The 19,650-nt window shown below is 58.2% G+C and carries 13 protein-coding genes and 1 pseudogene; 6 read left to right on the forward strand and 8 right to left on the reverse strand.

Going from position 1 to position 19,650, the window contains the following annotated elements:
- The first annotated feature begins 669 nt into the window (after positions 1 to 669).
- Both EOB80_RS26680 and EOB80_RS26690 read left to right on the forward strand, forming a co-directional pair.
- Positions 670 to 4,041, forward strand: coding sequence for an autotransporter domain-containing protein (locus EOB80_RS26680; protein WP_127330818.1), 3,372 nt, complete (start codon positions 670 to 672; stop codon positions 4,039 to 4,041).
- A 320-nt stretch (positions 4,042 to 4,361) separates the two neighbouring features.
- Positions 4,362 to 5,347, forward strand: a pseudogene (locus tag EOB80_RS26690) (tyrosine-type recombinase/integrase); the annotation flags it as partial.
- A 1,225-nt stretch (positions 5,348 to 6,572) separates the two neighbouring features.
- Here the strand turns inward: EOB80_RS26690 and EOB80_RS26700 are convergent.
- Positions 6,573 to 6,803 (reverse strand): hypothetical protein, encoded by a 231-nt coding sequence (locus tag EOB80_RS26700; RefSeq protein ID WP_127295339.1) that lies wholly within the window; start codon positions 6,801 to 6,803, stop codon positions 6,573 to 6,575.
- Between the two features lie 706 nt (positions 6,804 to 7,509).
- Here EOB80_RS26700 and EOB80_RS26705 point away from each other — a divergent pair.
- Together EOB80_RS26705 and EOB80_RS26710 are read left to right on the forward strand one after the other, a co-directional pair.
- Complete coding sequence (locus EOB80_RS26705) at positions 7,510 to 9,672, forward strand: prolyl oligopeptidase family serine peptidase (protein WP_127310559.1); 2,163 nt, start codon at positions 7,510 to 7,512, stop codon at positions 9,670 to 9,672.
- Positions 9,673 to 9,710: 38 nt separating this feature from the next.
- A complete protein-coding gene (locus tag EOB80_RS26710) occupies positions 9,711 to 10,409 on the forward strand; it encodes an OmpW family protein (protein WP_024505687.1) in 699 nt (232 codons plus the stop codon).
- 738 nt (positions 10,410 to 11,147) lie between these two features.
- On the opposite strand, the gene EOB80_RS26715 is transcribed toward EOB80_RS26710, so the two are convergent.
- A complete protein-coding gene (locus EOB80_RS26715; RefSeq protein WP_126105025.1) occupies positions 11,148 to 11,366 on the reverse strand; it encodes a helix-turn-helix transcriptional regulator in 219 nt (72 codons plus the stop codon).
- Positions 11,367 to 11,475: 109 nt separating this feature from the next.
- Here EOB80_RS26715 and EOB80_RS26720 point away from each other — a divergent pair, with 109 nt between their 5' ends.
- Positions 11,476 to 11,742, forward strand: a complete 267-nt coding sequence (locus EOB80_RS26720; protein WP_063169299.1) for a DUF2285 domain-containing protein — start codon at positions 11,476 to 11,478, stop codon at positions 11,740 to 11,742.
- Between the two features lie 435 nt (positions 11,743 to 12,177).
- Here the strand turns inward: EOB80_RS26720 and EOB80_RS26725 are convergent, their stop codons facing one another.
- The gene (locus EOB80_RS26725) at positions 12,178 to 12,411 is read right to left on the reverse strand and encodes a helix-turn-helix transcriptional regulator (protein ID WP_126097360.1); all 234 of its coding nucleotides are present in this window, start codon (positions 12,409 to 12,411) and stop codon (positions 12,178 to 12,180) included.
- Between the two features lie 116 nt (positions 12,412 to 12,527).
- Between EOB80_RS26725 and EOB80_RS26730 the strand changes: the two genes are divergently transcribed.
- The gene (locus EOB80_RS26730; RefSeq protein WP_126105024.1) at positions 12,528 to 12,809 is read left to right on the forward strand and encodes a DUF2285 domain-containing protein; all 282 of its coding nucleotides are present in this window, start codon (positions 12,528 to 12,530) and stop codon (positions 12,807 to 12,809) included.
- Between the two features lie 534 nt (positions 12,810 to 13,343).
- On the opposite strand, the gene EOB80_RS26735 is transcribed toward EOB80_RS26730, so the two are convergent.
- The 5 genes from EOB80_RS26735 to EOB80_RS26750 form a co-directional block, all read right to left on the reverse strand.
- Entirely contained in the window at positions 13,344 to 14,081 is a 738-nt protein-coding gene (locus EOB80_RS26735; protein ID WP_127330824.1) for a LuxR family transcriptional regulator, read from the reverse strand.
- Positions 14,082 to 14,914: 833 nt separating this feature from the next.
- Entirely contained in the window at positions 14,915 to 16,321 is a 1,407-nt protein-coding gene (locus tag EOB80_RS26740; RefSeq protein WP_063169303.1) for an aminotransferase, read from the reverse strand.
- A gap of 239 nt (positions 16,322 to 16,560) precedes the next feature.
- Positions 16,561 to 16,737, reverse strand: a complete 177-nt coding sequence (locus tag EOB80_RS34865) for a hypothetical protein (RefSeq protein WP_164781893.1) — start codon at positions 16,735 to 16,737, stop codon at positions 16,561 to 16,563.
- A 676-nt stretch (positions 16,738 to 17,413) separates the two neighbouring features.
- Positions 17,414 to 17,920: a TIR domain-containing protein gene (locus EOB80_RS26745; protein ID WP_126080675.1), complete on the reverse strand. Its 507-nt coding sequence runs from the start codon at positions 17,918 to 17,920 to the stop codon at positions 17,414 to 17,416.
- A gap of 9 nt (positions 17,921 to 17,929) precedes the next feature.
- Positions 17,930 to 18,790, reverse strand: a complete 861-nt coding sequence (locus tag EOB80_RS26750) for a DUF4231 domain-containing protein (RefSeq protein ID WP_063169305.1) — start codon at positions 18,788 to 18,790, stop codon at positions 17,930 to 17,932.
- Positions 18,791 to 19,650 lie beyond the last annotated feature (860 nt).

A 19,650-nucleotide genomic window follows, 5' to 3' on the forward strand; every position in this document is an offset into this window, starting at 1 on the left:
CACCTCGCGCTTCTCCTTGACGTTGCTATAGAGATCGTAAATTTCGCCAATGTCTCCGGTTCGGGCTCACAGCCCGTCCATATAGCCGCCAGTCTGCTGCCTTCGAGTGGCCCATGTTGGCCGCGGCCAGGAAGTGGCGATGATTGAAAGGACAAAATCAGTTGCCGAAACTCATCGCAGGTGACGGTCTGGTGGCAATTTGGGCACATCTTGTGTCTCGTCGCCAGTAAACACGGATGCCCGGCAGGAGACTGAGCTCGCTGCCGGCGGAAATCGTAGAGCGCCAGCGACGCATTCTGATCTTTCGTCAGGCAGTCGACCGCCTTGGCATACGCCTCGGCCTCCATCTCGATCGACCTGAACCGGTATCTTGTGCGCCATCCGGACGATCTGGGAAAGCTTGGCCGGGCCGGCGCCTTCCCAGGCGCACGGGAAGAGCGACGACCCATGTGGACCTTGGATTTCACTCCGCACTTACGCTGCTTTGGCCTTGTCAGCAGCCTGAGCATAACGCGTGCTCAGCTTTCAGGCCGAGCACTCATCCATTGTTGACAGCATCTGTCGTCATTCAGGATCGCCCCATTCTCGCAGGCCGCTTGCAGCTTTCAGGCTGTTGTCAGCCAGGGCCGCCATAAAGGGTCTCGTTAAACAATTCAGGAGGCCGTTCCAATGATCAATCAGTTTGCGAGACTTTTTCGAGGACCAGGTATGCAGGCTTGTTTCAGGACAAAGAACTTTCTGGCGGCAACCACCGCGATGACGACGGTATTCCTGCCGGCTGTGTCTCTCGGGGTGGGTCTGGTAGCATTTCCAACTGGAGAAGCGTTGGCCGACGACCCGATTTCGATCCCGCTGGAGTATGTCGGGGAAGGCCATGACCGCCTGGGCATCTGGGCCAAGATCAACAATGGCAACGCGCAGCGATACGTATTCGACACGGGCTCGGACCAGCTCAACACGCAGATCGGGTCAGAGGTGACCGGGGTCCGCCCGATTGCCGACACGCCTTACGTATATACGTACGGGGACGGAACGTATGGTAATAAGCTTCAGAACGTGGAAATTGATAAATTTACATATGTCGATCCAGATCAAAAGATAACAATCGACGGGCCGTCTGTAAGCGATAAGAAATACCGGGCTGCTCGCATTCTCGATTTTGTCTATACCCATGCGTATTGCAAGGACAACAATCTTAAGTGCACGCCGGGATCCGTGACGGATGGACTTAAAGATATGTATGGTCAGGATCTCCAAGAACCTTATCACGCCGATAAGGAGCAGCGGGCGAAAATGACCGCTGGCAAGATGGCAGACGAAGGCGGCGATTTCGCAGGTACATTCGGGGCCGGCGATTTTCTTGGCAAGACAAGTGTCTGGGGCATGATGGGCAGTGTCACCAGGTCTGGCTACGTGGTCTCCGCCAATGTGAATCCGGATTCCGAGAGCGACCAAACGCCTGGCTGTTCCCCCTGCACGATTGTCAACCTCAATCCAAGCCTCCGGGCCCAATATACTAATGCCATGCCATGGGGAGAACCCGAGGAAAAAGATCAGGATTCTTATCAGAATTTTCCTGGCTCTGGCGCCAATGCCTCGACCGAATACGAAGGCAGCTACAATCTGCAGTACACGGTTAAGGATGGAGCCCCACCAATCACCGACCCCAACAAGACCGCGGTATTGCTCGACACCGGCACACCGGGCGGTGGCAGTCTGGAGATCAGTGATGCGATGCTGAAGCAATTTCAGGATGCGGGCGTCAAACTTAAAAATGTTCGGAGAAATGAGCAACGCGAGATCGTAAGCGCATCGGGCAACATCCCGAGCGTTACAATCGCAGGAACGGATGGCGATCCGGTAAGGCTGGACAATATCGACTTCACCTACACCAGCGGCACGACGGAACAACCCAATGACCAGACCAGTTTTGTTGCCGGTTTTGACTTCTTCAAAAACAGATCGGTCATTTTCGATCTGGAGAAGAAGTATACCGCTTATACGTCACATTTCGTCACTGCCAGCAACTTCTCTACCGATTCATCCGCACCCGAAGGGACCGGTCTGAGCAGGATCACGACGAGCATGGGGAATGAGGGCGGGTTCGGCATAGCGGGTGTCGTCTCCGGCTCCGGATCGCTGACGCTTGATACAAAGACGGTGGTCCGGATGACGAATGTCAACACCTACACCGGCGAGACGAATATTGCTCAGGATGCCTATCTCTCGCTTGCGGGGCTCGGCAACATCCAACGGTCAGCGAAAGTCGTTGCAGACGGCACGTTCGATATCTCCGAACATGGAAATGGCAGCGACTATTGGGGAATCTCCGACGCCTACAACGATGCCCGTATTCGTAGCCTGAGTGGCAGCGGAACGGTCGAACTGGGCAAGCGTACCCTGGTGCTAACGGCTTCGAACGACACTTTCGCCGGCAGCATCAACGACCTCGACGTTGATAACAATAATATGGGCGGCAAACTATTCGTTGCCGGTGGCGTGCAAACGCTGAGCGGAAAGAACAATTTTTCCGGCATGACGACGGTCGGTTCCGGCGCGGGATTGCTGCTTGCCGATACAGGTGTGCTTTCCCATGATGCGACCACGTCCGGCTTTCTCGGGAATGACGGGCAGATCGGGGGCACGGCTATCGCAAACAGCGGCGGTGTCGTCGCAGGCGGCGGCACCTACGGTGCGGTCACCATTTCCGAGGGCGGCACGGTCGCTCCTGGCAGTGCGACCGATCCGAGCAGGATCGTCACCACACTGACTGTCACGGGCGATTTCGCGCAGCAGTCCGGATCGATCTATCAGGTCGACCTCGCAAGGTCGTCCGATCTCATCGATGTTGGCGGAGCAGCGGCGATCGACAGCGGCGCGCAGATCGAGCTGCTGCGGCAGGGAACGCTATCGGTCGATGCCCGATATACTCTGCTCTCCGCAGCAGGCGGCGTAAGCGGCACCTATGGCGGGCTGACGGGGGCTCTGGCGACAGACGCGACGCCCTTCGTCGATTTCCAGCTCGTCTACGATGCCAACAATGTCTATCTCGATATCAGCCGCACATCGACGGCATTTGCCGATGTAGCCAGCACCTTCAATCAACGCTCGGTCGCCGCAGCGGCTCAGGCGCTTGGAAGCGGTAATCCGATCCAGGACAACATCCTGTTCCTGACGGCGCCGGAAGCCCGCAACGCTTTCGATATGCTATCAGGCGAGGTTCATGCTTCCATTCATAGCGGCCTCATCGAGGACAGTCATTCTGTACGCGATGCCGCGAGCGAACGGATCCGTGCGGCGTTCGACGGCGTCGGTGCCTCCAGCGTTCCGGTGATGACTTATGGGCTGGGTGGTCTGGAACTGGCCCCGGCAACGAGTGAGAATTTCGCCGTATGGGGCCGTGGCTTCGGCGCCTGGGGTCATCTCGACAGCGACGGCAATGCCGCCGGTCTCGATCACTCGACAGGCGGCTTTCTGGCTGGCGGTGACGCGGCTGTCGGCGAAAGCTGGCGGCTCGGCCTCATCAGCGGCTACAGCCATACCTCCTTGGAGGCGGACGATCGCGCGTCGTCGGGCTCGAGCGAGAATTACCATCTCGGTCTTGTTGCCGGCACGCAAAACGGCAATCTCGGTTTTCGTTCCGGCCTTGCCTATACCTGGCACAGCATCGAGACCGGCAGGTCCGTGGTCTTTCCAGGCTTCGCCGACAGCCTTTCGGCCGATTACGACGCCGGCACGTTCCAGGCCTTTGGCGAGCTCGGCTACCGTATCAATACGGCTTCGGCTTCCTTCGAGCCCTACGCTAATCTCGCTTATGTGAATTTTGACGCCGATGGCTTCACCGAGAAGGGCGGCGCAGCCGCCTTGTCGAGCGGGGATCGCTCGAGCGACACGGCGTTTACCACGCTAGGTCTGCGTGCGTCGACGGTACTGACCCTCGGCCGGATACCGCTCTTGCCTTTGCTGGCGGTTCCTCCTTCGCCATCAAGGGCGTGCCGATCGCAAAGAACGCAGCTCTGCTCGAAGCTGGGCTGGACGTAAACATCACCGAGAACGCGACGTTCGGCATCGCCTATCAGGGACAGATCGCCTCGGATGCCCAGACACACGGGTTCAGCGCCAAGCTCGGCGTCCGTTTCTAAATCACCCGCAAAAGAGATTGGTTATGAAGTCAGTGAGTGCATTTTCTTTTACCGTCGTTCTCGGCTCAGCGACGGTGATGTCTGTGTCCGCCGCGCGAACGGACGATGCCTGCTACAACAAGGCACAAAGCCTATGATGACGCAATGTTCAATCGACGACCTGAAGCCAGTCGATGGCGAGCTTGACAAGCTCTACAAGGAGATGGAGACCCGGCTCAAAGAGTCCCGGCGCATGTCCAGGAACTGGTCGAGACCGCGAGGGGCTACAACGCCACCTCGGAGAACACGCGCGACGCCTACCCCAAGGATTGGCGGCATTTTTCCTCCTGGTGCCGGCGCGCTGGCTTCGATCCCCTGCCTCCGGGCTCGAAGGTGATCAGGCTCAATATCAGCGCCTGTGCCTTGGGCACCGCCGCCGGCGATCCGAAGCGTGGCGCCCCTGCCCTTTCGGTTGCGACCATCGAGCGGCGGCTTTCCGGCCTCGCCTGGAACTTTACCCAGCGCGGCCGGCCGTTGGACCACGCGGAGCGGCATATCTATACGGTTCTTGCCGGCATTCGCCGCGCAAGCACGCAAAAGCCACCGCGGCAGAAAGAGGCGGTCCTGGCGATGATCGCCACGCTCGGCCACGACCTCAGGTGCCTACGCGACCGCGCTATTTTGCTCCTGGGCTGTGGCGGCGGCCTGCGGCGCTCCGAGATCGTCGGTCTCGACGTCATGCGCGACGACAACAGCGATGGCGCCGGCTGGATCGAGATTTTTGACGGCAAGGGCTGCTGGTCACCCTGCGCGGCAAGACCGGCTGGCGCGAGGTCGAGGTCGGCCGCGGCTCCAGCGACCACACCTACCCCGTAGTCGCGCTCGAGAGCTGGATCCGCTTTGGCCGCATCGCACGTGGACCCCTGTTCCGCCGCATTTTCAAGGACAACAAGACCGTCGACGTCGAACGGCTCTCCGACAAGCACGTCGCCCGCCTGGTCAAGCAGGTGACGATCGCCGCCGGCCTCCCCTCCGATCTCCCGGAAGGGTAACGGGCGCTGCTGTTCTCGGGCCAGTCGCTGCGCGCCGGACTTGCCTCGTCGGCCGACGTCGAGGAGCGTTACGTGCAGAAGCAGCTCGGCCATGCCTCGGCCGAGATGACCCGCAAATATCAGCGGAGGCGCGGCAGATTCCGGACCAACCTCACCAAGGCGTCCGGGCTCTGAGAAACCCCTCCCCTCCCTCGGTTGGTCGCTAGGTCGTGGGGGTCAGGTTCTTTGAGTGATGACAACACCTCGTCGAGCACAGCGAACGCTGCGTCCAGACTGTCGGCGGCCGACGCTTCGTAGTCAGGGCATGATCATCAGCTGTGCAATGGCGCGGCCGACGAATTCATTGGTGAGTTTTTCCATCCGCTGTCTGGTTCGAGCGACCTGTTCTGGGAGCGCACGCAGAGCGTTGACGACCTCGTCCAATTGCGACCGGGCTGCGGCGGCGATGTCGAAGATGTCGCGCGGGTTGGCTTCCGAAATCCCCGGTAATAGACCTTCTTGGCGATGATTTCCGGGATGGTCTCGAGCCGCACGGTCCTGCCTTCCACCACGCGGGTCTAGAACGGCTTCGTTGTTAGCGCTCCGGCAACGATGAAGTCGATTTCGCCAACGTCTTCGAAGGCGAATTTCTGGAACCGAAGCCCGTCCCCCAAATAGTCGGACGGCATCGTTTCAAAGTGCAGGTGGCTTTTGGGATGGTCGATGACCGAGCAATTGAGGGTCGTCGAGGAAAATATCGATGTCGTGGCTTTCACGATGGCCGATCTGGATCATCATAGCCGTTCCGCCGCCAAATGACCATTCAAAGTCGTAGCCCCGGCATTCCCGCGAAGCTGGCCGATCAGGTCGATATAATACGAAAAAGCCGCCGCCATTCGGACGGGCGTCGGCTATCATGTCCAGCCATTACGCGGCGAGCGTATAGCTTTCGCCGGACCAGGCAGAGAACTTGGCGGCAAAAGCCTTCATCTCGTCGACCGAATGTGGTGCGCGGTTGCGAACTCGACTTGCTGGGCCAGTCACGAGAACTGCAGGCACGACTGTGCCCCCTTGCCCGCCCCCACGGACGTCCAAACATGCAATTTGGCAAAGCACCGGCGCCGAAGCCACCCGACCTCGATGACGCCATTTCGTCGAAGCATGTGTCGTCGGCACTGTGCAGGGCAGAAGCAGGCTGTCGGTCCCGCGCAGCGACAGCAAGCGCGGCCTGAGCATGCGAAGGGAGTCGCTTTGATAGGAGTACCCGGCTGGGTTCCGTTCAGGACGTTCCCTGAAGACTTGGTGGCGTGGCGGTGGCTTCGACGCTGGTGGTGGGCAGGTTGTCGTAGCCCGGGTGCAATAAGCTTAGTCATCTAGGTCTCCTGGGGGAAATTTCCGCCATTGGGGGCCAAGTTTCACGCTATGCCAGCCCGTAGTTGTACAGGTGAAGCCGACTGGTCAGTGGACCGCAAAACGAAAGGCGCGCCGCTTCTCTTTGGTGATGCTCGCGCCGCGCTTTCTTCGCTGACGGTATGGAGATGAAGCGCGGCATGCCCCTGTAGCAGCCGATTTCACAACCAGACTTGCGTCCGCACTGCCCCTGTTGCTGCGGCATACCAATGCGTGGCGTCAGGAAGACTTCGTCGACCATTAGCCGTCTCGCTGAGATACTACCGAGCCCGAGCTCCCCTATCCTAGACCCTCGTATCGCATATCGGACGGCCCCACATCAGCCCAAGTTGCCATGGGGACCAGCCCCATGCGTTCGCCCGAATGCAGCTTCCTGGCTTGATCGACAGCAATCCAGGCGACGGTGCAGGCCAAGATTGCGGCAGGGCTTGGGCAACCATCAGGTCGCCCAAGGGGTGCCCCACCCTTCTCCTCAGAACTCAGCTGCTTCCAGCTGGCGGCTGAAACTCACAGGCGCAGCCAGCTTGGTCTCTAACCGCATCGATCGCATCATGGTGTCTGCGATGAATCCGTGTGCGTGAAGCGCTCCAGAGCGAAGATGTTGGGCGTCAACCAGGTTCACCAATGAGCTTCACTGCTCGAGTTCTGCACGGTGTCACCGCCTGGCGCCGGAGGTTGATCGGTGATTAGGAGGAGCACTCGTTGTCGGATTCTCGACGATGTCGGACATGTGACACAACGCTTCCAGAGCGATCGCATTGTTCCGAAACGATTTTCCCAGTTGGCACGACGGTTGCGGTCCTATGCGCAAAAGCACTGCGATGCCGCACCGACTGAAAGAACTCATCAATGATCACGCTTTTCGAACATGTGGGCGCCGCTACCAGCACTGAGCGTTCCCGAGCCGACGGAAGCCTCTATCCCTTCTTTCTGAAGGCTGTCCGGACATGAACGCATTTGATGTCCGTCCAACGCTGGATGCTCCCGACGACGATCCCTATGTCTGGCTTGAAGATGTAGAGGGCGAGCGGGCACTTGCCTGGGCCGCCGGCCAATCGGCAAGGACTCTCAAGCACTTCGGTGGAACGCAGTTCGAGCGCGACCGCGCGGCTCTGACAGCCATTTTCGACAATCGCGACAATCTTCCCCTGATCGCGCGCCGTAGTCAGTACCTCTACAATTACTGGCGAGATGACGGTAATCCACGCGGACTGTGGCGCCGGACCACCCTTGCCGCCTACATGAAGGCGGATCCCCAATGGGAGCTACTGCTCGATCTGGATGCTCTCGCGGCTAGCGACGGAGAGGACTGGATCTGGGACGGCGCGTCCATCGAGCCGGAGAGACGGGAAAGAGCCGTTCTGCGCCTGTCGCGCGGCGGCAGCGACGCGGTCGTGCATCGCGAATTCGACCTGATCTCTCTGAGCTTTGTCGCCGACGGCTTCAACCTCCCCGAGGCCAAAGGCTACGTTAATTGGCTGGACCCTGACACGCTTCTGCTTTCCAGTGCGCTTGGTAATGGCATGGCCACCCGCTCCGGCTATGCGCGCACCGTTCGACTGTGGAAGCGTGACGCGGATCCCCTCACCACGCCGGCAATCTTCGAGGCCGGGTTCGAAAGCTTCCAAGTCTCTGGTCATTCGGACCGCACCGGCCGCAGCGAGCGCCTTTGGTTCATCGAGCAGCCGGCCTTCTTCGAGAAGATCAGCTGGATCGGCGATAGGAGCGGGCCGAGGAGGCAGATCGATCTTCCTCGCGACGCGTCGTGGCGGGTCTTCGGCGACTGGCTGGCGGTAAGGCCGCGCAAGCCCTGGACGGTGGGAGGCACCACCCATCCCGCCGACGCGCTGATCGTCATCTCGCTTTCCTCTTTCCTCGCTGGCGGACGCCGTTTTGAGACCCTGTTTCAACCAGGGGAAAGGCGCTCCATGCAGTCATTCTTCTGGAATGACGGGAAGCTCATTATCTCTTACCTCGTCAATCTCGCACCGCGTTTCGAGATGTTCACTCCCGGCCACCAGGAATGGACGCGCCGAGTCCTGAACACCCTGCCCGCCGAAGGTACTGTCGACGTCTGGTCATTCGATGCGGCAGTTCACGAGACCAATGGAGAGGTCCTGATCTGTGCTCAGGATCCGATCACGCCGCCGCAGCTCTTGCTGTTCGATCTGAATGCCGCGCCGTCTCTCAGCGCTTCAGCAATCCTGAAGCGCAGCCCGGAGAATTTCGATGCATCCGGACTGGTGGTCACGCGCCACGAGGCAGTCTCTATCGATCATGAGCTGATCCCCTATACGCAGGTTGGTCCGGCGAACGGGAACGGAGATGCTCCGATTCACCTTTCCGCTTATGGCGGGTTCGGCGTATCACTCCTGCCCTACTACAACTCCCCGCTGGGCAAGCTGTGGCTCGAGCGCGGCGGCACGTGTGTCGAGGCGAACATCCGCGGCGGCGGCGAGTTCGGCACCCGCTGGCACGAAGCCGGGCGCAGGGAGGGCAAGCGTCTCGCCCATGACGATTTCGCCGCCGTTGCCGCCGACCTCGTGCGAAGGGGCATCACCCTGCCGAGGCGGATTGCCGCCGAGGGTGGCTCAAATGGCGGCCTGCTGATCGCAAACATGCTGACCCGCTATCCTGAGCATTTCGGGGCTCTGTTCTGCACAGCACCGCTTATCGACATGCGTCGCTACACCAAGCTCTTGGCGGGCGCGAGCTGGATCGACGAATATGGCGATCCGGACAAGGTTCACGATTGGGCTTTCCTGAAGGAAATCTCCGCCTATCACGCCGCAGCGCCGGGACAGCCCTATCCGCCTATCCTGATCGCCACCACGAAACGCGACGACCGCGTCCATCCGGGCCATGCGCGCAAGATGGCCGCAAAACTGCAGGCTCTTGGCTATCCCGCTTACTTCTACGAGGCCAGCGCAGGCGGGCACGGCTGCGGCGAGGACAATCGGGAGCAAGCCGCATTCATCAGTCTAGGCACCAATTTTCTCCGCAGCGCAATCGGCTTCAACGATCACCTTCCGGAGACGGCGGAACGCGTTGCAACGCAAGAGGGGCATTTGAGGTCCATCAACAATTCATTCGAGCAGGAGACGAAATAGTGCAGTGCATCCTTTCTGAACATCAAGGAGTGAATCTCATGGCGAGAACGCGAATGGGCGTAGCGCGGGCAACAGCAGCGGCGGTGGCCCTGATCATGGTGGGACAGCAGGCCGTCGCCGCGGAGCCTGCGCAAGCAGAGACCGTCCTGGCGGAGACGGGAGCCTCGGTCACCGAAGCGCCAATCCCTTGGCAGGTCCGCCTGCGGGCGTTGGGCGTCGTTACGAAAGATCTGGGCTACGTTGATACGCTTCCCGGCTCCGGTCTTTCGTATTCGGACACGGTGACGCCGGAACTCGATATCTCGTATTTCTTCACCGACAACATCGCCGCCGAACTCATACTCGGTACCACTTATGCCAACATCGCGGGCCAAGGGACGATCGGAGGGTTGGGCAACATCGGCAAAGTTTGGCTGCTGCCGCCGACGCTCACGTTGCAGTACCATTTTACCGATCTCGGCGCGTTCAAGCCTTATGTCGGCGCCGGCGTGAACTACACGATCTTCTACAACCAGGACACTGGCAGCGCTGATGCTCTCAAGGTGAAGAACACGTTCGGCACGGCGCTGCAGGTCGGATTCGACTACATGGTGGACCAGCACTGGGGCCTCAACTTCGACGTGAAGAAGCTTTTCCTGAAGCCGGACTTCGACGTCACGGTGGCCGGCGCGAAGCTGACGGGGAAGGCGGAGCTCGATCCCTGGCTGATAGGCGCAGGTGTCACCTACCGCTTTTGAATATCAGAGTGAAGTCTGCTTCCCGACTGCCGGTTTAAATGAAGGGCGCCTCGCGCGCCCTTTTTTACGGTCGACACTGCAGGGCGAGACCTCATGAAGCCGATTGTCGAGAGGGCGGGGCTCTCTTCCGGCGGACCAAGAAGGTGAACTGGCCAGCTGGCCCCGCGCCTGAGATGGAGTGCTCAGAAGCGCTTTGAATCGGGACGGGCTTTGGTATTGTGGGTGGAATGCTTCAGCCAGACTATTTGCCAGCATCGTCTCCCGGACGTCATGTCTGAGCTTCGTGTCAGCGCAAGGCGAACACGCGGCTCCTAGATGCCGACACGATGGCTGGTTCAGCCATACTGCGACAGTTGCCTGTTTTTTCGGTTCCTTTGCTGTTCGCGCGCTAACCGCAACGCTCCATACTAGTCTCGCGTGCCTGTCCCCGTGGGGCGGGCAACAGAAAGCGATTAGGCCCGCTGAAAGAGGCGGACCGCATCCGAAGGACCGTAAACAAGAGAAGGACCCTGAAGCGAGAGCGAAGGTTGCGGCAGGCCGGCGGGCCTAAAAGGGAATGCCGACCACCCCACGTCCCAGGAAAAGCTGACAAAAACGCAGCGTCCGACTGTCCAATAGGATGCGCCCGCGCGAGGGCGAGCTAAATGGCAGGGGCTGCCGGGGGACCTAAGAAAAGCGTGGGTTCACAAGCATCCGGCGCGCGCCATCAGGCCGCCAGCTACTTGGAGGGCGGGTGCATCAGCCCTGTTTGTCGGGCCGAACCAGATCCATGTGGCTGACGCCGAGGGCCAATGCCAGTTCATAGATCGTGATAATTGTCGGATTTCTTCGGCCTTTCTCCAAGCCGCTGATGTACTGCTGACTGAACCCGGAAATCTCCGCAAGCTGCTCCTGCGTCAGGCGCTTCCTTTGCCTGATCCTCTGCACATTCCGTCCGACCAACTTGCGCATATCCATGCACGCAAGCCAGCGGATCAGGCGGCTTGAGTTTATCAACTATAATATGTAATCCACATTTAGCAGGCACAGGGCTTCGCGGGTCCATTGGCCGGAGATAGAATTAGCGATGTTGCAGCCCAGATCGAACACGCCGTTCGCCGACGAGGTCCCCTGGTCGGACCGCATTACAGCCTACGACAAGGACCACTTTACAACCTATATGAGGCTCCTGGACGCCTCGGCAGACAACGCCACTGAAGAGGAAATGGCCAAAGTGATCCTCGGCATTGATCCGGCACGCGAACCTGAGCGCGCACGCAACGTTCTTCGCAGTCATCTCGACCGTGCAAACTGGGTGGTGACGAGCGGCTACAAGGATTTGTTCGCCAGTTGACGAAATGGGCCGTGCGGTCGCTTCGCTTCAAGCAACGAAGTCGCGTAACACCATGCATCGACGTATCACCACAGCGCGGATGCCCAGCACTTCGCTGTCTCATCATTTTGTCCTCCGCTCGCCAATGGCTGCTTCCCAGGAATGGGTGCGTCGGCGAATCATGACAGGAACGGGTCCGCCGTCTGAGCCGCACCGCATCCGAAGGGCCGGATGGACAACCTACTGAAAGCTCACAGCTGGCTAAGGGTTGCGGGACGCCGCGGCGGGCCTAGAAGGATGCGGCGCCACCTGCTGGGAAAGGCACAAATAGAGCGAATTGCGAGAGTCTAACGACGCGCTAGGAGGCGCAGCGGAATGGTCGAGACGCCAGAGCCAAGAAAAGCGGGGCTCGACCCACCGGCACACGGCACGCGCGGTGATGGGCGCGGGCGCCCACTACGTGCGCAGGCTCAATAGAATCTCACACGGATCAGCATCGAGGGCCGCAGTTACGTCGAGAAACTCAATGATATCGAGACGCCGCTCGCCACCCTCATATTTCGCCACGAAAGATTGCGGACGACCAAGCTTCTCAGCCACCTGCGCCTGCGTCAGCCCTTTGACATTGCGCAGTGAGATCAACTGGGCCAGAAACCGCTGGTGGCGGGGAGATCGAAGAGATTTGGGCATTTAGGTGAACCGGTCAGGTAGAGACCGGCTCAGCGACTAATCCCCGTTTCGGATTATCCCATTTTGGGATATTCTGCCTTGGATCCAGCGATCAACATGCGAGGTTCGCGGCAGACATGAATCGATCAACGGGAACAGATAGGACTCAAAGCTCAACACTGCTCGACGAAGTCCCTTGGTCTGACCGTCTTACCGCCTACGACAGGGCGCACTTTACCATCTATATGAGGCTCCTGGACGCCTCAGCCGATGAGGCGCCCGAAGAGGAAATGGCCCAACTGATCCTCGGCATTGATCCGGCACTTGAACCGGAGCGCGCCAGGAAGGCGCTTCGTAGTCATCTCGACCGTGCGAACTGGATGGTGACGAGCGGCTACAAGGAATTGTTCGCCAGCTGACAAATTCGCAGTGCTCGGTCATAGAAGCAGGCAGTTCCTGTGCCATTGGTCAGGCTGATCGGGGCCTGCACCATAGACGCGCCGGCAAAATGGACCCGGTGGCGAGCACAATTCAGTTCCCAGGAAATCGGGTTTTGGCAATTGTCCGAGCGTCTGACGTGATAGAAGGTTCCGCTCTGTCTGGATGGGTATTAGCCCGGAGCAGCACTCCATATCGTACCGGCGCTCGACGAAGGGTCCACCTCTTCGCTTTCAAGCCGCATAACCGATAGCCATCGCCCTAAGTCAAGGGTTAGAGATTACCGGCAGGCAGGTATGCAAGCGGGCCATCCTCGGAAACTATATAACCGCACGACTAGCTCGTCAGCGACGAAACACCCGCTCGAGCACCCATAGACTATGATCACCGGCGCGGACTGGAAGAATACGGCTGCATCGCCCGAGCCGGCGGAACAGAAGATCTCGGCATCCAGTCAACGCTCGATACAAAGCGCGCGATCGAATGGCCCGAGCACAAGGGGATCAAAAAGCTTCTCAGAGAATTGAGGACCCTTCGGACCCCAAAAGGGCTATAGCCTGATTTTGGGTTCGCACGCCTAGCTTCTTCTTGGCATTGTCCAAATGAAAAGCGATCGTGCGTGGCTTGATACCCAAGATGCGGCCGGTCACCCAGGCTGAATTACCCCGCGCTGCCCACCTCAGGCACTCATATTCGCGGGATGTCAGCGAAATCCCATCCACTGTTCGATCGCTCGGCAATTTGCGGCGAACGCAACGATGAAAGCAGGCCGCCATCAGTTGAAGAGCTTGTTCGTACCGCTCAGCGACCCGAAGAAATACTGGACGAGGCTCATCGGCGGCAAAAGTAACCGCAGCGATGCGGCCGCGGAGATCGACAATTGGGATCGTCAAACCGCAGCAGATGCTGAATTGAGCCGCCTCATCGAATAGCTGCTGTTGAGCCGGCGACATTTTATCGCCTCCCAAATTCGATCCCCAGTGAAACGGGCAGCCGCCATTTCGAGCACGCAAGACCACAGGATCGAGTTTCTCATACTGATTTTCCAGATACTGTCTGGTCCAGCGGGTTGGATAGTTCGAAATTAACCTCGGTTTGCCGGAAGGCCGTGCTGGCAAGGAGAGGTAGGCAAAGAAGATTAGGTCAAGTCGTCCGGCCGCCTCAGCCATGGCATCCCGGAAATCTGCCTCATCGATACTCTGTGACAGTCTTTCAAGGAATGTCTCGAAAACAAGTGGCATGTCCCTCGTCATCGTCGCGCTCGATTCTTCCTCTTTCTGCACGCCTTCCGGCTGCGTCGTGTATGTCCGACAAACGCGATTGAATTCGCGGGCGTCGCTGGGCTGACCGGGCTCCAGAATGCTGCCATGCATTAAGTCATGACCGCCCCTGCACCGACCAAATCAGGAGAAATCATCCTGCGCTGACCAAAAGCCATCATTGACCCCAGCTTTTGCAGGAATTTGGGTCGGCATTAGCATAACAATTCGGATAGCCGCTCATCCCCCACCCGGGGCGCCGTGATCCGCAAAGAAGTGTTACGATGCTTTCTTTTCTTTGATAGGAAATCGTCTCAACAATATTAAAATGCCTTTCCTTGTGAACGGGGTAGCGTGTGAGTATCGTCCTTTTATATACCTGACGTGATAAAATTCACCGCAATGATTATTCTGCTCTTTGTGATGTGAAGGAAGATAATCTTCGGCATTGCCGCACTTTGGAACCGGCGACCGTGGCCCGCTGCAATGATGTAAAGGGCACGTCTAAGCTCAATCTGCATCGGAACGTGCAGATGACCTTTACCAGACCCTCGATTCCGCACGGGCCATAATGATACTGAGTACGTGGGTCAAAAAGGGCGCCCTGCCGGCGGGGAGGTACACCCGCAGGGCGCGCCGCACAGAGGTCCTGGTCGTTGGGCAACAGGACAGCGGCGGCAGAACTGATTCGGTTACAAATCGTGACTGAAATAGCCCGGAGCATGCTCAAGATCAGATATCTGGAATTCAACAGTTTTGGGTCTGCTCGGCGCAGTAGCGCGCAGGGACATGCCTGCCTCCGGACTCGCTCCTTCGCGATCGCAAAATCATACGGCACCCTCGGCCTTCAGCGCGCGGTAGGTGGTATCGACCGACTTTACCGTCGCGTCGACAATGATGTCGATCTCTTTTCGGGTAATGATCAGGGGGGGGGCATAACCGAGGATGTCGCCATGCGGCATGGCCCGTCCGATGACGCCATTCTCAAACAGAGCAGCTGCAGTGCGCACCCCGACCTGAAGGTCGGGTTCGAATGGTATCCTTTGTTTTGGGTCCCGCATCATCTCCACGGCCGACAGGATACCCACTCCGCGAACTTCACCAACGATGGGATGTCCCGCCAGCTCGGCCTTCATCCGGTCTTGCCAATACGGTCCAACATCGCGGACATGCTCCAGAATATTTTTTTCTTTAAGCAGTCGAATATTGGCGAGCGCGGCTGCGGCACAAAGCGTGTGCCCCGAATATGTCCAGCCGTGGCCGAGTGCGCCGTGCTTCTCAGTTCCTTGTTCCAAAACCGACCAGACACGGTCGCCAATGATTGACCCGGAGATGGGGAGGTAGGCGGAACTCAAACCCTTTGCGATGGTCACGAAATCCGGACGCATGTTATACAGGTGGGAACCGAACTTCTCGCCGGTTCGCGCGAAGCCACAGACCACTTCATCCGCGATTAGAAGGATATCGTATTTGTCGAGCACCGCTTGAATGGACGTCCAGTACCCTTTGGGGGGCGGCACAATACCTCCTGTCCCAAGTACCGGCTCTCCGATAAAAGCTGCAACCGTTTCCGGTCCTTCGGCCAGGATCAAGGCTTCAAGCTCATCGGCACAGCGCCGGGAGAACGCTTCCTCGCTCTCCTCGACACGCGCCTGGCGGTAATAGTGCGGCGTGGTTGTATGGCGCACCAAATCCAGAGGCAGGTCGAAGAAATTGTGAAAGAAGGGAAGGCCAGTTAGGCTACCCGTGACCAATCCAGACCCGTGATAGCCGCGATTTCGCGAGATGATCTTTTTCTTTTCGGGCCGGCCAAGAATGTTATTATAGTACCAGACCAGCTTGATGTTGGTTTCGTTGGCATCGGAACCGGAGAGGCCGAAATAGACCCTTCGCATGTTCTGACCGAAATACTCGACCACGGCCTCTGCCAACAGGGCGACCGGCTCCGTACCTTGGCTGGCATAGACGTGTGCGAACGGCAATTCGTGTGCTTGCCTGGCAATGGCCTCGGCGATCTCCGTGCATCCATATCCCATGTTGACGCAGTAGAGTCCTCCGAAACCGTCGAGGCTCCTTCGGCCTTCGGTGTCCCAGATATAGACGCCTTCCGCACCGGCCATAATCCTATTTGGCGTTTCGCCTCGGCTGTGCTTGGCCAAATGCGTAGAAGGATGGAAGACGAAGCTTCTATCCTTCTCCCGGAGTTGCTCGGTTCCCAGATTGCTCAAGCGCATGTCCCTCTCCTCGCGATAAATTGGCGGAGGGCACTCGGCCAGCCACCTGTTTAGCAAATAGCATACCGGAAACGTCCCTTGAGTTTCTCGGGAATGCAGGTTATTCGCCGTGAAATTCGCGGGATCGGCCCGAATTGCCGTGAAAACTAAGGCGTCACGTTCGCCTTAGCCGAGGGTCGGGGGCGCGTCATGCAAACACGAACAGCTTACGACGCGCATGCGCCCAGCATAGTGCCCGATTAGCGGGCGATATTGACGGATGAATAGCGCTCGGGACGCTGTTCCCGCCGGCCGCGCGAGGCACGATAGAGCGCCGGCGGCCATGTTCCGCCGAACTGCCGGTCATCCCTTACATTCTGACGGTCCGGATCGGTCTTGCCGTTCCCAAGGGTGGTAATGCAGGTGATCAGGGGCAAAGCACATTCGCCTCGATCAGCAGGCAGCGGGTTCCGTGCCGCGGCACAGGCTCCAACCTGGTTGGCCAGCGCTGAGAGGCTGAGGTCGTGCCCTCGCGCATATTGATCGCTTTGGCGGTGCGGCGGCTGGTGCTCGGCAGACTTCTCGAAGGAGCATAGCCAGAAGGTTCGGCCCGGCAAAGACGCGCGGCGAGAGCTCCTTGCCATTGACATCTTGATTCGCAGCCGACCAGCGCCGCCAAGTTCTATCGTCAGCGTGTTGCCTTTCTTGCGATCGCAAATTCGTGGTTGCTGCGCAGGGCGAGCCGAGCTGCGGCTCGCAGGAGGGGGCGAGCCGACAGAATTGCGCGGCCTGAAAAGCTGCCTCCATCAATGCTGGCCGCTCGTGCAGTCTCGAAACGCTGGATCAAGCCTCAAACATCGAACAGCCGCTCCTTTTCCTCGCGAAACCAGCGCCCTCGCGCGACATGATCTTGTCTGACGATCCGACGCTTCGAGCGGGGCTCCTCTAATAGGTTGCACATGACCTGCAGCTTTCAGCCAAACTCAGCAAATCGGACGTCTCTTCTTATCATCGCTCGGCAAGCTCGGAACACGCTGGGGGACGTTGCTAAGGCTAGTCGCCGCCAGCGGATGGCGAGGATGTTTTGGCGGCTAAGTGCTTTTAGGTGGGCGATTATAAGCCGAGATCGCGATAGGTGCTTTCGCCATAGCTCCTGGCGCCATCGCCACGCTGAGCGTTTGAAAGCCGATGAAATTCGCTGGGCCAATTGGCTAGCGCGTGCTTGATGGCCTTCATCTTGAACGGCACGTGCACAACACATTTGTCCCTGATGATAGGCGGACAGCTCGCATCTTGTTGCCGCGAGCCGTTAAGGTTTGCTGCGATTATCGGCAGACCTAGATCAAGGGCCAATTCCATTTCCCAGCGCACGAAGCGAAAAAGGTTTTTCGTTTTCTCACCGATCAGGACAAGTACCTGGCTCGATCCATTCATTCTGTTGCGAAGATTGCGTTTAACATAATCTTCGTCCTGTGCTCGGCTCGTCATATTGTCCAGATCGTGAGCGTTCGCGAATTCAAAACTCACATTCTCGCTGGCATTCCACCCTTTCATAAAGCGGTATGCCCAAGCGTCTTCATCGCCGTCAAATATTACATAGGTCGGATCGCTGTATGCCATTGTTGTCTCTTAGTTGTTTTGACGAGCAACCCACTGGGTGTGCTCCCGTGAGAAAGCCAGTTCGGCTTCGTTCACCGCGGCGGAGAATGCCTCATCCGAGTTGGCGTCCGTAATAAGGTCGGCAGTCAAGCCGATCTCGTGAGCTGTCAACGTGTAAGCCGATGCCAATTCGTTAAATTTCTTGATCTGGGTCCACCCGATAAGCGAGGCGGCGATGACAATTAGCGGCTCGGTCGGCCAGCCAGGCATCGCGGGGTCAGCGATGCGTACTACGATGAACGAGAATCCCAGAGCGTATGCAAAAATACCAAGGCCCATCCAGACTTTCGCGGACCTCTTGTTCGAGCGCGCCTTCTTCTCGTACCACTTCCGTTGGTCGCAGATTCGTCTCTGCAGATATAGGTCTTTTCTTTCTTTTAGCGGGGAGTCCCTTATCGACATCATCTGGTCGGTTGTTTGGGGGGATGCTGAATCGGTGCCGCTCAACGCGCTACCAAGGTGACGATTGCTATCAAGGATACCTTCCATGAGCTTTCGAAAATCAGCTCTGGCGTCAGCGGCGCGCGCGTCATCGAACGGCTGTGCTCGCATCGCGAAGCGCCAAGTCAATGTCTTCACCGACTCTGCAAGAGCTCGAGCCTGATACCAGACCTGCTCGGGCTTTGTGACCGACCGGAAAATGAGGACTCCCATTGAGCAAAGAAATACCGCAGCATAGACACCGAAATAGGCTTTTGATGGCGACAAGTCCAAAGAGAGCACCGACGCTAAAAAAAGAAGAACGTACTCTGCCCGGATCAGGCGGAGAAACGTCGCCTGCTGCTCGTTGGATGCCACGTCGGCGCTATTATAGAGTCCAGGATATTTCATTTTTGAAGCACACCAGTCTATTTTGTGGCGGTAAATTCTTTAAGCCAGGATTTGGCAAACGTGAGGTTAGCAGTCGAGCTTACAGAGCCTATTCTTGAGCGAGGCGCGGTCCCTCTGTTCATAAACAGGAATGCAGGTCCTGTCCCATCAATGTAAGGGTATAGGCCCAAAAATTCTTGCCCGGAGAATGTTTCCGAAGAATTTTTTGCCACGGGCAGAACCGCTACCGCGGTCCGAAACCCATCGAAAAAGCCAAGCTCCCAAGGCATCCATCTGGATTCTGGAGAATTGTTTGAATGCACATAGATTAGCGTCTTTGACTGCCTCATACGGGTCCGCAGCAACTCGGCGGTGGCCGAGGAGACCTTTGTGCGGTCCAGTTGTGAATCTTCGACCCAATCTACGTAAGCAGTGAACCCAAGCTCCTCGAAAATTCGCTTCACACCGAGAATGATCTCTGCGTCCTTGAAAGAATGTGACAGAAAAACGTCGAATGAAGATCTGGCTGTAGCTGCGGCCGTCTCTTCCTTTAGAACGATCGATGCGGCTCTATGTCCTCGACTGGCATTCGCAACTCTTTTCAGCTCTGCCTCGGTCAGTAGCACTATTCAAATCCCCCATGATCTGTTCGCAATCTATGAACTTGACGCCCATTCGATTAAGCGACCCTTGTCTTGTGAAAACTGGCACCATGCTCTCCAGCCGGTAGCGCAACCTCCACCTTCTCAAAGACCACGTCGGCTGGCAGGAGTGACCGGCCTTGTCACCCACCTACGCGACCCCGGCACAGCCATGCTCCTCGCTTAGAAGGCTGCGAGACCAGCGATGTCAAACAGGACAGACGATCTCCTAATCTCGAT

This window comes from Mesorhizobium sp. M7A.F.Ca.MR.245.00.0.0, assembly GCF_003997415.1.
GTDB lineage: Bacteria > Pseudomonadota > Alphaproteobacteria > Rhizobiales > Rhizobiaceae > Mesorhizobium.

What these genes read in the sequence shown, in the direction of transcription:
- EOB80_RS26680 (WP_127330818.1), top strand. Translation starts at nt 670, where the DNA reads ATGATCAATCAGTTTGCGAGACTTTTTCGAGGACCAGGTATGCAGGCT.
- EOB80_RS26700 (WP_127295339.1), bottom strand. Translation starts at nt 6,803, where the DNA reads ATGGTCGACGAAGTCTTCCTGACGCCACGCATTGGTATGCCGCAGCAA.
- EOB80_RS26705 (WP_127310559.1), top strand. Translation starts at nt 7,510, where the DNA reads ATGAACGCATTTGATGTCCGTCCAACGCTGGATGCTCCCGACGACGAT.
- EOB80_RS26710 (WP_024505687.1), top strand. Translation starts at nt 9,711, where the DNA reads ATGGCGAGAACGCGAATGGGCGTAGCGCGGGCAACAGCAGCGGCGGTG.
- EOB80_RS26715 (WP_126105025.1), bottom strand. Translation starts at nt 11,366, where the DNA reads ATGGATATGCGCAAGTTGGTCGGACGGAATGTGCAGAGGATCAGGCAA.
- EOB80_RS26720 (WP_063169299.1), top strand. Translation starts at nt 11,476, where the DNA reads ATGTTGCAGCCCAGATCGAACACGCCGTTCGCCGACGAGGTCCCCTGG.
- EOB80_RS26725 (WP_126097360.1), bottom strand. Translation starts at nt 12,411, where the DNA reads ATGCCCAAATCTCTTCGATCTCCCCGCCACCAGCGGTTTCTGGCCCAG.
- EOB80_RS26730 (WP_126105024.1), top strand. Translation starts at nt 12,528, where the DNA reads ATGAATCGATCAACGGGAACAGATAGGACTCAAAGCTCAACACTGCTC.
- EOB80_RS26735 (WP_127330824.1), bottom strand. Translation starts at nt 14,081, where the DNA reads ATGACGAGGGACATGCCACTTGTTTTCGAGACATTCCTTGAAAGACTG.
- EOB80_RS26740 (WP_063169303.1), bottom strand. Translation starts at nt 16,321, where the DNA reads ATGCGCTTGAGCAATCTGGGAACCGAGCAACTCCGGGAGAAGGATAGA.
- EOB80_RS26745 (WP_126080675.1), bottom strand. Translation starts at nt 17,920, where the DNA reads ATGGCATACAGCGATCCGACCTATGTAATATTTGACGGCGATGAAGAC.
- EOB80_RS26750 (WP_063169305.1), bottom strand. Translation starts at nt 18,790, where the DNA reads ATGAAATATCCTGGACTCTATAATAGCGCCGACGTGGCATCCAACGAG.